The sequence below is a fragment of the Arthrobacter sp. PGP41 genome, assembly GCF_002953935.1.
In the GTDB taxonomy this organism is placed as follows: domain Bacteria; phylum Actinomycetota; class Actinomycetes; order Actinomycetales; family Micrococcaceae; genus Arthrobacter.
This window is the reverse complement of sequence record NZ_CP026514.1, coordinates 1328498-1342014: the sequence shown is the minus strand read 5'-3', so window position 1 is coordinate 1342014 and position 13517 is coordinate 1328498. Positions and strand designations below refer to the sequence as shown.

The window sequence follows — 13517 nt, the reverse complement described above, 5'->3', positions numbered from 1 at the left end:
GCAGCCCTCGTGCGTTTAACTAGGGCTCAATATTAGTTCCCGGGTTCCATTTGATGGACGAAACGTCCAACATGCGGACAATCCGGGTTGTCTCACATTTGCCCCTCACGCCTCCTCACGCCCGCCCAAACGTGCCGATAGGCAAATGTCACAGCGCGTTAACAAACATCGTCGGTCCGTGAAACGCGGCTTCTTTACCTTGGAGGAACAACATCCCCCGAAGGAGGTACACCGTGACTGTTGATCGCACCGCTGATGCCGGCACCGGCAATTCCCTTGATCTCGACGTACAAGGTTCCGCAGCCGCCAGCGCACAGCCCGGCACCACCCGCACCACAGACTCCCCCGCCCTTGAATTCCGCCCCGGCCGCTGGATCGCCAACTGGGATGCCGAGAACAAGGAGCAGTGGGAAACCGCCGGCCGCACCATTGCCCGCCGCAACCTCAACTGGTCCATCTTCGCCGAGTTCCTCGGCTTCGTCGTATGGCAGCTCTGGTCCATCGTGGTGGTCCAACTGCCCGCCGTCGGCTTCAACTTCTCCACCTCCGAGATTTTCTGGCTCATCTCCATGCCCAGCCTGGTGGGCGCAACCCTCCGCATCCCCTACACCTTCATGGTTCCCCGCTTCGGCGGCCGCAACTGGACCATCGTGTCCGCCCTGCTGCTCCTGATCCCCGCCATCGGCCTCGGGCTCTGCGTGGCCAACCCGGAAACCCCCTTCGGCGTCATGCTCCTCGTGGCAGCCCTGGCGGGCTTCGGCGGCGGCAACTTTGCCAGCTCCATGGCCAACATCACCTTCTTCTACCCGGCCCGTGAAAAGGGCTGGGCCCTGGGCCTGAACGCTGCGGGCGGCAACATGGGTGCCGCCGTGGCACAGCTCGCCGTCCCCATTGTGATCACAATGCTCGCCGTCGGCAGCGTCAACCTGCCCATGGCCGGGTGGATGTGGGTCCCCTTCATCCTGATCGCCGCGTTCGGCGCCTTCAAATACATGGACAACCTCACCAGCGCCAAGGGTGACGTAGCCGGTTCGATCGCAGCGCTGAAGGAACCGCACCTGTGGATCATGGCACTGCTGTACATCGGCACCTTCGGTTCGTTCATCGGATTCGCCGGTGTCTTCCCCAAGCTCATCAAGGACTACTTCCCGGCTTTCTCCTCCATCGGAGTGGGGACCGTGGCACTGTCCCTCGCCTTCCTCGGCCCCCTGGTGGGTTCCCTGGCCCGGCCCTACGGCGGACGGATGGCTGACCGGATGGGCGGCGCCCGCATGACCATCGCGGCATTCGCTTCCATGGCCGTGATCACCCTGACCATGATCTGGACCCTGCCGCTGAAGAGTTTCTGGCTCTTCCTCGCCCTCTTCCTGATGCTCTTCACCGCCAGCGGCTTCGGAAACGGCGCCACTTACCGGATGATCCCGGTCATCTTCGCCACCTCCAGCCGGGCAGCACGGAACGGCGCCAGCTCCGTAGCCACCCAGCGCCTGGCTTCCTCGGCCCTTGGCCTCATCTCAGCCATCGGCGCCTATGGCGGTTTCGTGATCCCCCAGGTGCTCAACGCGTCGAACTCCGCCAGCGGCTCCTACACACCCGCTTTCTACGGCTTCGTCGGAACGTATGTCCTGATGCTGGTTGTCTGCTGGGCCTGCTACATCCGCAACGCCAACCGGAACGCGATGGGACACGTCTAACATGACCACAAGCGCCGACACGCACTGCCCTTACTGCGCCCTGCAGTGCGCAATGACGCTCACGTCTCCAACGGGCCTGGCCCCGGCTTCCCAGCCGGGGCCAGTCCCCGTGTCCGCACCACCCGCAGCGGAACGGCCGGTTATTGAAGCGACGCCCAAGGTGCCCACCCACGTGCCGCTCACAGTCCAGGGCCGGGATTTCCCCACCAACCGCGGTGGCCTCTGCCGCAAGGGCTGGACTTCCCCCAGCCTCCTGAACCACGCCGGGCGGATCACCGAGCCGCTGCTGAAGGGTCCCGACGGCGTCCACCGTCCGATCAGCTGGGAGCACGCCCTGGACGTTGCGGTCGCCGCGGTAAAGGATGCCCGCGCACGCTACGGAGCTGACGCCGTCGGCGTTTTCGGCGGCGGCGGCCTGACCAACGAAAAGGCCTACATGCTCGGCAAGTTCGCCCGGCTTGCCCTGGGCACGTCGAGGATCGATTACAACGGCCGCTTCTGCATGTCCTCCGCCGCGGCCGCCGGGATGCGGGCCTTCGGTGTTGACCGCGGCCTGCCGTTCCCGCTGGAAGCCCTGGACAGTGCCAGCACCATTTTGATGCTGGGCTCGAATGTTGCCGAGACCATGCCTCCCTTTGTGCAGCACCTCAAGGGAACGCGCGACGCCGGCGGGCTGATCGTGGTCGATCCCCGCCGCTCCGCCACGGCTGCCTTCACGGCCGACGGCGGAGGCCTCCACCTGCAGCCCCTGCCGGGCACCGACCTGGCCCTCCTCCTGGGCATCTCCCACGTGGTCATCCACGAGAACCTGGTGGACACTTCCTACGTCGGGGAACGCACCTCCGGCTACAGTGCCGTAGCCCGCAGCGTCAATTCCTTCTGGCCCGAACGCGTCCAGTCCCTCACCGGCGTCCCGGCCGAACTCATTCGGGAAACTGCCCGCCGTCTCGCCGCCGGAGCCCGCCAGGGCGGCAGCTACATCCTCACCGGCCGCGGCGTGGAACAGCACGTGGACGGCACCGATACCGCAACGGCGGCCATCAACCTGAGCCTCCTGCTGGGCCTTCCCGGTTCCGCCCGCAGCGGCTACGGCACCCTCACCGGCCAGGGCAACGGCCAGGGCGGCCGCGAACATGGCCAGAAGGCGGACCAGCTCCCCGGCTACCGCAAGATCACCGACCCAGCCGCCCGCGCCCACGTAGCCGGCGTATGGGGCGTTCCCGAGGAGCTGATTCCCGGCCCCGGCCTGCCCGCCGTCCAGCTGCTTCAGTCACTGGGAAAGCCCGACGGCGTCCGTTGCCTTTTCGTCCATGCCTCCAATATCGCAGTGGCTTCCCCCGACGCGAACGCGGTGATCCAGGGGCTCCGCAGCCTGGACTTCCTGATGGTCTGCGATTTCTTTATGTCCGAGACCGCAGCCGAGGCGGACCTCATCCTCCCGGTGCTCCAGTGGGCGGAAGAGGAAGGCACCCTGACCAACCTCGAAGGGCGGGTGCTGCGCCGCCGCCGCGCCCTTGCTCCCCCGCCTGGTGCCCGCAGCGAACTCTGGATCATGGCGCGGCTGGCCGAGGCGCTGGACGCACCGTCCACCTACAGCGAAGACCCCGAAACCGTCTTCGAGGAACTCCGCCTGGCCTCCGCCGGCGGGCTGGCCGACTACTCGGGCATCGACTACGCCATGCTGGACCGCGGGGAAGCCGCCTACTGGCCCTACCCCGCCGGCAGCACCGGGACGCCGCGCCTGTTCCAGGACGCATTCGCGCACGCTGACGGCAAAGCCGTGATGGTCCCGGTAACGCCGCGCCGCCGTCGTACTCCTGCTGCGCCCCCTGCAGGGGACGCAACCGCCAAGACCATGACCCTGATCACGGGCCGCCTCCTGGAGCACTACCAGTCCGGCACGCAGACCCGGCGGGTGCCGGAGCTGCTGGCAGCGCAGCCGGAGGCAGAGGTGCAGATCCATCCGGCAGCCGCAGCATCCATGGGCATCACCGAGGGCACGCCCGTGTCGGTGGCCAATGAGCGCGGCGAGGTGGTGTGCCGGGCCCGGCTCAGCAACGCCATCCGTCCCGAGACCGTCTTCCTGCCCTTCCACTTCCCCGAACTGGAGAGCGCCAACCGCCTGACCGAGGCAGCCACGGACCCCATCTCCGGGATGCCCGAATTCAAGTTCAACACCGTGTGGGTCCGGCCCGTGGCCGTTCCCCTCTCCACCAACGTGCTTCAAACGACGGAGGCCTCATGAGCGAGCAAATTGTCATTGTGGGATTCGGTCCGGTGGCGGCCCGGCTGGTGGACGAACTCCTGCCCGTGGTCCGCAGCGGCCGGGCGGCCCTGACGGTGGTGGGCGAGGAAGCTGAAGCAGCCTACAACCGCGTGCTCGTCGCCGACCTCGGCGTGGGACGGACCACCGCCGAGGCCCTGGCACTCGCCGACGCCGAGGCCCTGGCCGGCGACGGTGTGGACGTCCGCCTCGGCCTCCGCGTCCGCAGGGTGGACCGGGCCCGGCAACAGGTCATCCTGTCCGACGGCGCGTCAGTCCACTACGACCGCCTGGTCTTTGCCACCGGCTCGCGCCCGGTCATTCCCAACCTCACCGGCATCAACCCGGATCCCACCCGCCCGGTCCTTCCGGCAGGCGTCACCGCGCTGCGCGACCTGCGTGATGCCGACGTGCTGCGCCAGGCCGTTGCGGGCGGCAAGCGCGTGGTTGTCCTGGGCGGCGGCGTCCTGGGCCTGGAGACTGCCTTGGCCGCGGCCGAAGAAGGCGCCACCGTCACCGTGGTCCACAACGGGCCGCACCCGCTGGGACGCAACATCGACCGCGGCGGCGGCGCCGTCCTGGCTGCCAGCCTACGCCGCTGCGGCGTCCGGATGGCCGGCAACGCCCGCTCCACCGGCGTGGAGCACAACGCGCCCGACGGCGGTTTCTCCGCTTTGCTGCTGGATGACGGGTCGGCGATCGACGGCGACCTCCTGGTGCTGTCCTGCGGTGTCCGTCCCCGCACGGAGCTGGCCGAGGGCTGCGGGCTCTCCACGTCCGCAGGAATCCTGGTGGACCACAAGCTCCGCGCCCACCACGAGCCGCACATCTTCGCCATCGGCGACTGCGCAGAGGTGCGCTGCCCGGACCCGGGCTGCGCATCCTGCCGCAACGCCAAAGGACCGTCGGGCCTGGTGGGGCCGGGCTGGCGGCAGGCCGAGTGGCTGGCCGAATACCTGACCCTCCTGGCCGCTGGCACGCCGGAGGAAGCCGAAGTTCTGGCGGAACTGCCTGCGGAGCAGGCGGGCGTCATTGTCCTGAAGGCACGCGGCATGAACATGGCCGTGGCGGGGGACAACTCTGCCGAGCCGTGGGATGAGGAAGCACTGTCCGCCGGCGCGGTGAACGGGCGCCCGCGCCTCCAGGTTGCCCAGTGGGCGGATCCGGAACACGGCCGCTACGTGAAGATGACCACCCGCGGCGGCGTTCTTGAAGGCCTCGTGGCTGTAGGAATGCCACGCACCGCCGCCGAGCTTGTGGGGCTGTTCGAACGAAGCGCCGAATTGCCGGCTGACAGGTCCCTGCTGCTGCGCCTTGACGGCCCGGACCAGCTGCCCGGTACGGGTCCCGCCGATCCGGCCGGCACCGTATGCCGGTGCGCGGGCGTCAGCGGAACGGCCATCCAGGGCGCAGTTGAGGAAGGCTGCTCCACGGTGGCAGAGGTGTCCAAGGCAACCCGTGCCGGCACCGGCTGCGGCGGCTGCCACGAGGACATCAAGGGGCTCATAGAAAAACACTTCCAGGCGGTTCCGGCCGCCTGAACCCGGGCCTGGTGGTTGAGGCTCTCCAGACGCCCCGGGAGGGGTCTGCCGCCCCGGCCACCATCTGTGGTTACGCCGGCTCCTTGGGAATGATGATCCACAGCACGATGTACGCAAGTTCGCCTACCCCGACAAGCCCAAAGATGACGAAGCCCAGCCGGACCAGGAATTTCGGGAGTCCAAAGCGGGCCGCCAGGGCTGCGCAGACGCCGCCAATGATCTTGCCGCGGCGCGGCCTCATTAGTGCTGTTGTCATCGCTTGTACCTAACCTTTCGTACCGTTGATTCATTACTGCCGAATATGGGCGTACGGTCAAGGGCCCCGGAAACCGGCTACCACGGGATACACTCCCCGGAGCCCGGCCCAAGCAGGACACCCCGATAAGTCAGTACCAGCCTGGTGTCTTGAAGATAGCAGTTTTACCTCGTAGAACAGCAGGGCTGCGCGGATTCCAGCGCAACCCCGCAGGCGACTTTCTGCCCGTACAAACGGGCCCTTACATATGCACGTGCAGGCGCCGCGCCGCCTCCGAGATCGATCCGCTCAAGGAAGGGTAGACGGTAAAGGTGCTGGCGACGTCGTCGACGTGCAGCTTCTGCTTCACCGCGATGGAGATCGGGAAGATCAATTCGGACGCGTTCGGTCCCACCACCACACCGCCAATGACGGTGCCCGAGCCCTTGCGGGCGAAGATTTTCACGAAGCCGTCCCGGTGGTTGCGCATCTTGGCGCGGGCGTTGCTGCGCAGCGAGAGCTTGATGATGTCGCCCTGGTATTTGCCGGAGTCGATCTCGGCCTCGGAAACCCCGACATTGGCAATTTCCGGCGAGGTGAAGATGTTGGACGCCACCTGGTGCAGCTTGAGCGGGGTAACGGTGTCGCCCATGAAGTGGGCCACCGCAATGCGTCCCTGCATCGCCGCCACGGAGGCCAGCGGGAGCACGCCGGTGCAGTCGCCCGCGGCGTAGATGTTGGGCGCGGAGGTGCGCGAAACGCCGTCGACCTTAATATGGCCGCTCTCGCTGAGCGCCACTCCGGCCTCCTCGAGGCCGATTCCGGCCGTGTTGGGGATGGAGCCCAGGCACAGCAGGCAGTGGCTGCCGGTGACCTTGGACCCGTCGCTGAGGGTGACCAGCACGCCGTCGTCCGTCCGTTCCACGCTCTCGGCCCGGGAACGGGACAGGACGCGGACGCCGCGGCGCTCGAACACTTCCTCCAGCACCACTGCAGCATCCACATCGGACCCGGGAAGCACGCGGTCACGGCTGGAAATCAGCGTCACCTTGGACCCCAGGCCGTTGTACGCGGAGGCGAATTCGGCGCCGGTGACACCGGAACCCACCACAATCAGTTCCTCGGGCAGTTCATCGAGGTCGTAGATCTGAGTCCAGTTGAGGATCCGCTCGCCGTCCGGCCTGGCCGTGGCAAGCTCGCGCGGATGGGCACCCACGGCGAGCAGGATGGTGTCCGCTTCAACTGTTTCGGTGCCCTCCGCCGTGAGGACCTCGATGGTGTGGTCGTCCACCAGGCGGCCGGACCCTGCAAGGATCCGAACTCCCTGGTGCTCCAGCCCGTCATGGATGTCCTTGGACTGGCTGCGCGCCAGGTTGAGCAGGCGGTCGTTGATGTGCTTGAGGTCGGCGCGCATCACCGGGACAAAGTCGCCGCCGTCGACGTCGAATTTCACTCCCAGCTCGCCCGCCTCGCCGACGCGCGTCATGAGGTCCGCGGTGGCGATCAGGGTCTTGGACGGGACGACGTCGGTCAGCACGGCTGATCCGCCCAGCCCGGCCCGCTCGATGATGGTGACCTGCGCCCCCAGCGAGGCGGCCACCATGGCGGCTTCGTACCCCCCTGGACCACCTCCGAGGATTGCGATCCGGGGCGAACTGAAATCTGGATGCGTAGTCACAATCAACCATTCTCCCTGCAACTGCCCCGCACCGCCAAAGAAAACGGTCTCTCAGAAACCGGCAGCGGGGCAGGCGGCCAGGACAGGCGGCCAGGGTGGGCGCCAGCGCAGGCGGCAGGATAGCTTGTACCAGTGAGTACAACTGACTTCCTGAACACCGATCCCTTCGCGGCCGCACATGCCGCCGCCGACTACATCGCCGAGGAAACAGGCGTGGACAGCCACGACGTCGCCCTGGTGCTCGGCTCCGGTTGGGCTGAGGCGGCCGACCTGATCGGCGAGACCACCGCGACCCTGTCCGCGGAAGAGGTTCCCGGCTTCCATGCGCCCGCGGTGGAAGGCCACGTGGGCACCATCCGCTCGGTGCTGACCAAGGGCGGCAAGAGGGCCCTGGTCCTGGGCGCAAGGACGCACTACTACGAGGGCAAGGGCGTGCGCGCGGTAGTGCACGGCATCCGCGCGGCCGCGGCGGCCGGCTGCAAGACCCTGGTGCTCACCAACGGCTGCGGCGGCCTCCAGGAAAACTGGACCCCGGGAACCCCTGTGCTGATCAGCGACCACATCAATCTCACCGCCGCCTCCCCGCTGGAAGGCGCCACCTTCGTGGACCTCACGGACCTTTACTCGGCGCGCATCCGGGGCCTGGCCCGCGAGGTCGACGCCTCCCTTGAGGAGGGCGTGTATGCGCAGTTCCCCGGCCCGCACTACGAGACGCCGGCCGAGGTGCAGTACGCAAAGCGCATCGGCGCGGACCTGGTGGGCATGTCGACGGCGCTGGAGGCTATCGCAGGGCGGCACGCAGGGATGGAAGTGTTCGGCATCTCGCTGGTCACCAACCTTGCCGCCGGCATCAGCCCCCGGCCCCTGAGCCACCAGGAAGTCATCGAGTCCGGACAGGCGGCGGGGCCGCGGATTTCCAGGCTGCTTGCCGAAATCATCGCCCGGCTCTGACGCGGGACAGCGCTGCAGTGAATTTCCGCTTTCCGAGGGAGGCGGCACAGCTTCGGCGGCCAATGACGATAGCGTTATGCCCATGACGTCTTCCGATGCCGATTTCCGCCTGCTCAATGAAGCCCGCGAATGGGCTGCCCAAGACCCGGATCCCGCCACATCGGCTTCCCTCCTGGAACTCGTCCAGCTCGTCGACAACGGCGTTCCCGCCGCACGCCAGGAGCTGGCGGACAGCTTCCGCGGCACACTGGAGTTCGGAACGGCGGGGCTCCGGGCCGCCCTCGGTCCGGGCCCGAACCGGATGAACCGGGTGGTGGTGCGGCGGGCCGCTGCCGGCCTCGCGGACTTCCTGCTCTCGGCGGTAGCCGACGCCTCGCCGGGCACGCGGCCGCGCGCCGTCGTCGGCTATGACGCCCGGTACAACTCCGACATCTTCGCGGAAGAAACCGCAGCCATTTTCACGGCCGCCGGAATCGAGACCTTCCTGATGCCCGCGGCGCTGCCCACTCCGCTGCTGGCCTACGCGGTCCGGGCGCTGGAGTGCGACGGCGGGGTCATGGTGACTGCCAGCCACAACCCTCCGCAGGACAACGGCTACAAGGTGTACCTGGGCCGCCACGCCGTGGCGGACAGCGGCAACGGCGCCCAGATCGTGGCCCCCTACGATGCTGAGATCGCAGCCCGGATCAACGCCGTGGGGGCGCTGGAATCCATCACCCTGGCCCCTGCCGGCTGGACCGTCCTGGACAGCTCCATTGCGTCGGACTACGAACGGGCAACCGCCGGGCTTGCCCTGCCGGACCACTTCCCGGCCCGCGACCTGCGCATTGTCCTGACCCCCCTGCACGGCGTGGGCGGCGGGACCGCACTGGCCGTTCTGAACGCGGCAGGTTTCAGGGACATCACGCTGGTGGCCGAACAGGCCGAGCCGGACCCGGACTTTCCCACTGTCAGCTTTCCGAATCCGGAAGAACCCGGGGCCCTTGACCTGGCGCTGGAGGCCGCTGAGCGGCAGGCCGCGGACATCGTGATCGCCAATGATCCGGACGCCGACCGGGCCGCCGTTGCGGCCAAGGATCCGGACACCGGGGCCTGGCGGATGCTCCGCGGGGACGAAGTGGGCGCGCTGCTTGGCGCGCACATAGCCGCCCGGCTGGCCGCAGGACGGGGGAAGGACGACGGCGGCGCGGACGAGGGCGCCAAGGGAGTGTTCGCGAATTCGATCGTGTCCTCCAGGCTGCTGGCCCGCATCGCTGCGGCAGCCGGATACGCGCACCAGGAGACCCTCACCGGGTTCAAGTGGATTTCCCGGGTTCCCGGGCTGGTGTACGGCTACGAGGAAGCGCTGGGATACTGCGTGGCGCCGGACCTGGTGCGGGACAAGGACGGCATCTCGGCTGCCCTCCTGATTGCCGAACTTGCCGCGGCCGCCAAGGCTGACGGCAAATCCGTCTTTGACACCCTGGACGAGCTCTACCTGCAGCACGGCCTGCACGCCAGCGACCAGCTCAGCATCAGGGTTGCGGACCTGGGGCTGCTGGACGCCATGATGAACCGGCTGAGGGTTTCCCCGCCGGAAACGTTCGGGTCATCCGCAGTTGAGGTTTATGCCGATCTGGCCGAGGGCAGCGACGGGCTTCCGTCCACTGACGGCCTGCTGTACGTGACCCGGGACCTCACCAGGGTGATCATCCGGCCCAGCGGCACCGAGCCCAAGCTCAAGTGTTACCTCGAGGTTATCCACCACGTGGGCTCCGCGGCCGAACTGCCCGCCGCCCGGCAGGCGGCGCGGGCGGCGCTGGACGAGGTGCTCCGCGACGTCAGCGAAGCCCTGGGCCTCTAGCCCCTGCTACAGCTCGATCTCCACGACTCCGCCTGCGATCCGGGTCGGGAACGTGGCAAGGCTCAGGCCAGGGGTGCTGAAGCATTCACCGGTTTCAAGGTCGTAAACCTCTTTGTGCAGCGGCGAAGCGATGGTGGGACGCTCGCCTCGTGAGCCCAGGATTCCGCGTGCCATGACATGGGCGCCCGTTGCAGGGTCCTCATGGGCCACCGCGAAAACCTCGTTGGCGCCGGTACGGAAGAGTGCAACCTGGCGTCCCGCGATCAGGGCGGCTTCGCCCCAGGCAACCTCCAAGTCGTCCAGCCGGCAGACGGCGTGCCAGCCGGCGATGCCGGAGACAGCCTCATCCATGCCGGCTTCCAGTCCCCCGAGTTCCAGTGTTGCCGTCATGTCCGGCTCCTCTCCCTGTGCGTGTAATCCTTCTCAATGGCCACCTCTGCGGCCGTGATCCACGCTAGGCCCGCGGTGTTTCAAAGGGATGCAGTGAATGTGTCCACAACGTAAAAGACACCTCACGCGGCCGGAAATGCGTTCGTGATGCAGAAGTTAAGTTGACGAAACAATCGGGAAACTGAAGCGAAACTGCGCCTCCCTATTCTGAATGGACAGCTCGTCAGAGAAGGCTGCAGGAAAACTGCCTGCGGCCCATGCGAAAGGCCCATCAGTGACCGAACAGACTTCAAGCACAGAGACTCCGCGCCGCATCGTCGTCGCCGGCGGCGGCCCCGCGGCCCACCGTTTTGCGGACGCAATGCATGCCCGTGGCCTCGATGGCTGGCATGTCACTGTCCTCACTGAGGAAGCCCATCTCCCCTACGACCGGGTGGCCCTGTCCAAGGCGCTCACAGACAAAGATGTCGACCTGACGCTGGGGACCGCGTCCATGTGGGAGCATCCTTCCCTGGAGCTCAAGACCGGCGAGCGTGTCGTCAAGATCAACGCCGAAGCCAAGAGCGTGGAAACCGCTGCCGGCAACGTCTTCGAGTATGACGAACTGGTGGTGGCCACCGGCTCGAACGCCGCACGCCTGCCCATCCCCGGCGCCGAGCACACGCACGTCTACCGCACGCTCGAAGACGTATGGGCCATCAACGAGGCCATCGCCGGGCTGAAGGAGAAGCTGGGCCGCAAGGTCAACGCCGTCACCATCGGCGGCGGGCTCCTGGGACTCGAATCGGCAGCCGGCACCGAGCAGCTCGGCGCCAACCCGATCGTCATCGACGGCTCCCAGTGGCTGATGGCCACCCAGCTGGACGAAGGCGCGGGGCAGGCAATGGGGCGGCTCATCAAGGCCAAGGGCTTCGAGGTCCACGGCGGCGTGTTCCCGTCCGAGGTGCTTTCGGACGACGACGGCCAGGTCACCGGTGTCCTCATGGCTGACGGCCGCATCATCGACGCGGACATGGTCATTGTGGCCATCGGCGTCCGGCCCCGCGACGAACTCTTCCGCGCCGCCGAGGGCGAGGAACAGGTGTTCAGCCTGGGTCCCCGCGGCGGCGTGGTCATCAACGACTACTGCGAAACCGAAGTGCCGGGCATCTGGGCCATCGGTGAAGTGGCCAATTACGGCGGCATGTGCCTGGGCCTGGTTGCCCCCGCAAACACCATGGCGGAGATTGTGGCCGACCGCCTGCACGGCGGGGACGCCACGTTCCCGGGCTTCGACACCGCCACCAAGCTCAAGCTCTCCGGCGTGGACGTGGCCAGCTTCGGTGACGCGTTCGCCAAGACCGAGCACGCCCTTGAAATCGTTTATGCCGACCCGGCCCGCGGCGTGTACCAGAAGATCGTCACCACCGACGACGCCAAGACCCTGCTGGGCGGCATCTTCGTCGGCGACGCCACACCGTACATGAGCCTGCGGCCGCTGCTGGGCCGCGAGCTTCCCGCCGAGCCGGGCGCCTTCCTCAGCGCCGCCGGCGGCGGCGACGCTCCAGAAACCGAACTGCCCGACGACGCCACCCTGTGTTCCTGCAACAACGTCACCGCCGGAAGCATCCGCGACGCCATCAACGGCTGCGGCGCCTGCGAGGGCAACGCCCCCGTCCAGGAACTGGGTGAGCTGAAGGGCTGCACCCGCGCCGGAACCCAGTGCGGTTCCTGCGTGCCGATGCTGAAGAAACTCCTGGAAACCGAACTGACCAAGTCCGGCGTCGAGGTTTCCAAAGCACTCTGCGAGCACATCGAACTGTCCCGCCAGGAACTGTTCGACGCCATCCGCGTCCTGGGGCTGACCTCCTTCGAAGAGATCATGGCCAAGTACGGTACCGGCGCCGGCTGCGACATCTGCAAGCCCACCATCGCCAACATCCTGGCCAGCCAGAACAGTGCCTATGTCCTGGACGCCGGCCGCGGCACCCTGCAGGACACCAACGACCGCGCCCTGGCCAACATGCAGAAGGACGGCACCTACTCGGTGGTCCCCCGCATCGCCGGCGGCGAAATCACCCCCAAGAAGCTCGGTGTCATCGCTGCCGTAGCCGAGAAGTACAACCTGTACACCAAGATCACCGGCGGCCAGCGGATCGACATGTTCGGCGCCCGGCTCGAGCAGCTGCCGGAGATCTGGAAGGAACTCGTGGACGCCGGCTTCGAATCCGGCCAGGCGTACGGGAAGAGCCTGCGTACGGTGAAGTCCTGCGTCGGATCCACCTGGTGCCGGTTCGGCGTCCAGGACTCGGTGGCCATGGCCATCCAGCTCGAACTCCGCTACCGCGGCCTCCGCAGCCCGCACAAGCTCAAGATGGGCGTCTCCGGCTGTGCCCGCGAATGCGCCGAAGCGCGGGGCAAGGACGTCGGCGTGATCGCCACCGCGGACGGCTGGAACCTGTACGTCGGCGGCAACGGCGGCGCCACTCCGGCCCACGCCCAGCTGCTGGCCAAGGACCTGGACGACGAGACCCTGATCAAGTACATCGACCGCTACTTCATGTACTACATCCGCACCGCGGACCGCCTGCAGCGCACGGCGCGCTGGCAGGAAGAGCTCGACGGCGGCATCAAGCACGTTGAAGACGTGGTGGTCAAGGACACCCTGGGCATCGCCGCGGACCTGGAAGCCGCCATGGCCAAGCACGTGGACACCTACGTTGACGAATGGGCAGACACCCTCAAGGACCCCGAGCGCCTGCGCCGGTTCCGCTCCTTCGTCAACGCCCCCGACCAGAAGGACGACTCCATCACCTTCGTCCCGGACGAACGCGGCCAGATGCGCCCCGCAACCGCGGAGGAAAAGGCGGCAGCCGCCCAGCAGCCAGTCCTGATCGGGGCCTCCATCCCCGTCCGGCCCAGCAACGAGAACGAGGTATAGGC

Annotated in this window: 9 protein-coding genes; 6 read left to right on the top strand and 3 right to left on the bottom strand. The window is 67.3% G+C overall.

All coding sequences use genetic code 11. The features are described from left to right. The first annotated feature begins 233 nt into the window (after positions 1 to 233). The 3 genes from C3B78_RS06095 to C3B78_RS06085 are packed head-to-tail and all read left to right on the top strand — an operon-like array spanning position 234 to position 5498. A complete protein-coding gene (locus C3B78_RS06095; protein WP_104997276.1) occupies positions 234 to 1694 on the top strand; it encodes an MFS transporter in 1461 nt (486 codons plus the stop codon). A gap of 1 nt (position 1695) precedes the next feature. Continuing rightward, a complete protein-coding gene (locus C3B78_RS06090; protein ID WP_104997275.1) occupies positions 1696 to 3939 on the top strand; it encodes a molybdopterin oxidoreductase family protein in 2244 nt (747 codons plus the stop codon). Then, positions 3936 to 5498 carry an FAD-dependent oxidoreductase gene (locus tag C3B78_RS06085; protein ID WP_104997274.1) on the top strand — a complete coding sequence of 521 codons (1563 nt, stop codon included), beginning with the start codon at positions 3936 to 3938 and terminating at the stop codon, positions 5496 to 5498. Before C3B78_RS06090 ends, C3B78_RS06085 begins: the two co-directional genes overlap by 4 nt. Before the next feature lie 70 nt (positions 5499 to 5568). On the opposite strand, the gene C3B78_RS06080 is transcribed toward C3B78_RS06085, so the two are convergent. Continuing rightward, complete coding sequence (locus C3B78_RS06080; RefSeq protein ID WP_104997273.1) at positions 5569 to 5754, bottom strand: PspC domain-containing protein; 186 nt, start codon at positions 5752 to 5754, stop codon at positions 5569 to 5571. A 241-nt stretch (positions 5755 to 5995) separates the two neighbouring features. After that, positions 5996 to 7411 carry an NAD(P)H-quinone dehydrogenase gene (locus tag C3B78_RS06075; RefSeq protein ID WP_104997272.1) on the bottom strand — a complete coding sequence of 472 codons (1416 nt, stop codon included), beginning with the start codon at positions 7409 to 7411 and terminating at the stop codon, positions 5996 to 5998. Positions 7412 to 7543: 132 nt separating this feature from the next. Between C3B78_RS06075 and C3B78_RS06070 the strand changes: the two genes are divergently transcribed. Further along, positions 7544 to 8362 carry a purine-nucleoside phosphorylase gene (locus C3B78_RS06070; protein ID WP_104997271.1) on the top strand — a complete coding sequence of 273 codons (819 nt, stop codon included), beginning with the start codon at positions 7544 to 7546 and terminating at the stop codon, positions 8360 to 8362. An 82-nt stretch (positions 8363 to 8444) separates the two neighbouring features. Further along, on the top strand, positions 8445 to 10205 hold the full coding sequence (locus C3B78_RS06065; RefSeq protein ID WP_199775346.1) for a phospho-sugar mutase: 1761 nt from the start codon (positions 8445 to 8447) through the stop codon (positions 10203 to 10205). 6 nt (positions 10206 to 10211) lie between these two features. On the opposite strand, the gene nirD is transcribed toward C3B78_RS06065, so the two are convergent. Continuing rightward, positions 10212 to 10595, bottom strand: a complete 384-nt coding sequence (gene nirD, locus C3B78_RS06060) for a nitrite reductase small subunit NirD (protein ID WP_104997269.1) — start codon at positions 10593 to 10595, stop codon at positions 10212 to 10214. Between the two features lie 274 nt (positions 10596 to 10869). Here nirD and nirB point away from each other — a divergent pair, with 274 nt between their 5' ends. Next, on the top strand, positions 10870 to 13515 hold the full coding sequence (nirB, locus tag C3B78_RS06055) for a nitrite reductase large subunit NirB (RefSeq protein WP_104997268.1): 2646 nt from the start codon (positions 10870 to 10872) through the stop codon (positions 13513 to 13515). The last annotated feature ends 2 nt before the right edge of the window (positions 13516 to 13517 follow it).

Excerpts from the sequence above, each read along its gene's own strand:
- C3B78_RS06090 (WP_104997275.1), top strand. The coding sequence starts at position 1,696 with ATGACCACAAGCGCCGACACGCACTGCCCTTACTGCGCCCTGCAGTGC.
- C3B78_RS06085 (WP_104997274.1), top strand. The coding sequence starts at position 3,936 with ATGAGCGAGCAAATTGTCATTGTGGGATTCGGTCCGGTGGCGGCCCGG.
- C3B78_RS06080 (WP_104997273.1), bottom strand. The coding sequence starts at position 5,754 with ATGACAACAGCACTAATGAGGCCGCGCCGCGGCAAGATCATTGGCGGC.
- C3B78_RS06065 (WP_199775346.1), top strand. The coding sequence starts at position 8,445 with ATGACGTCTTCCGATGCCGATTTCCGCCTGCTCAATGAAGCCCGCGAA.
- nirD (WP_104997269.1), bottom strand. The coding sequence starts at position 10,595 with ATGACGGCAACACTGGAACTCGGGGGACTGGAAGCCGGCATGGATGAG.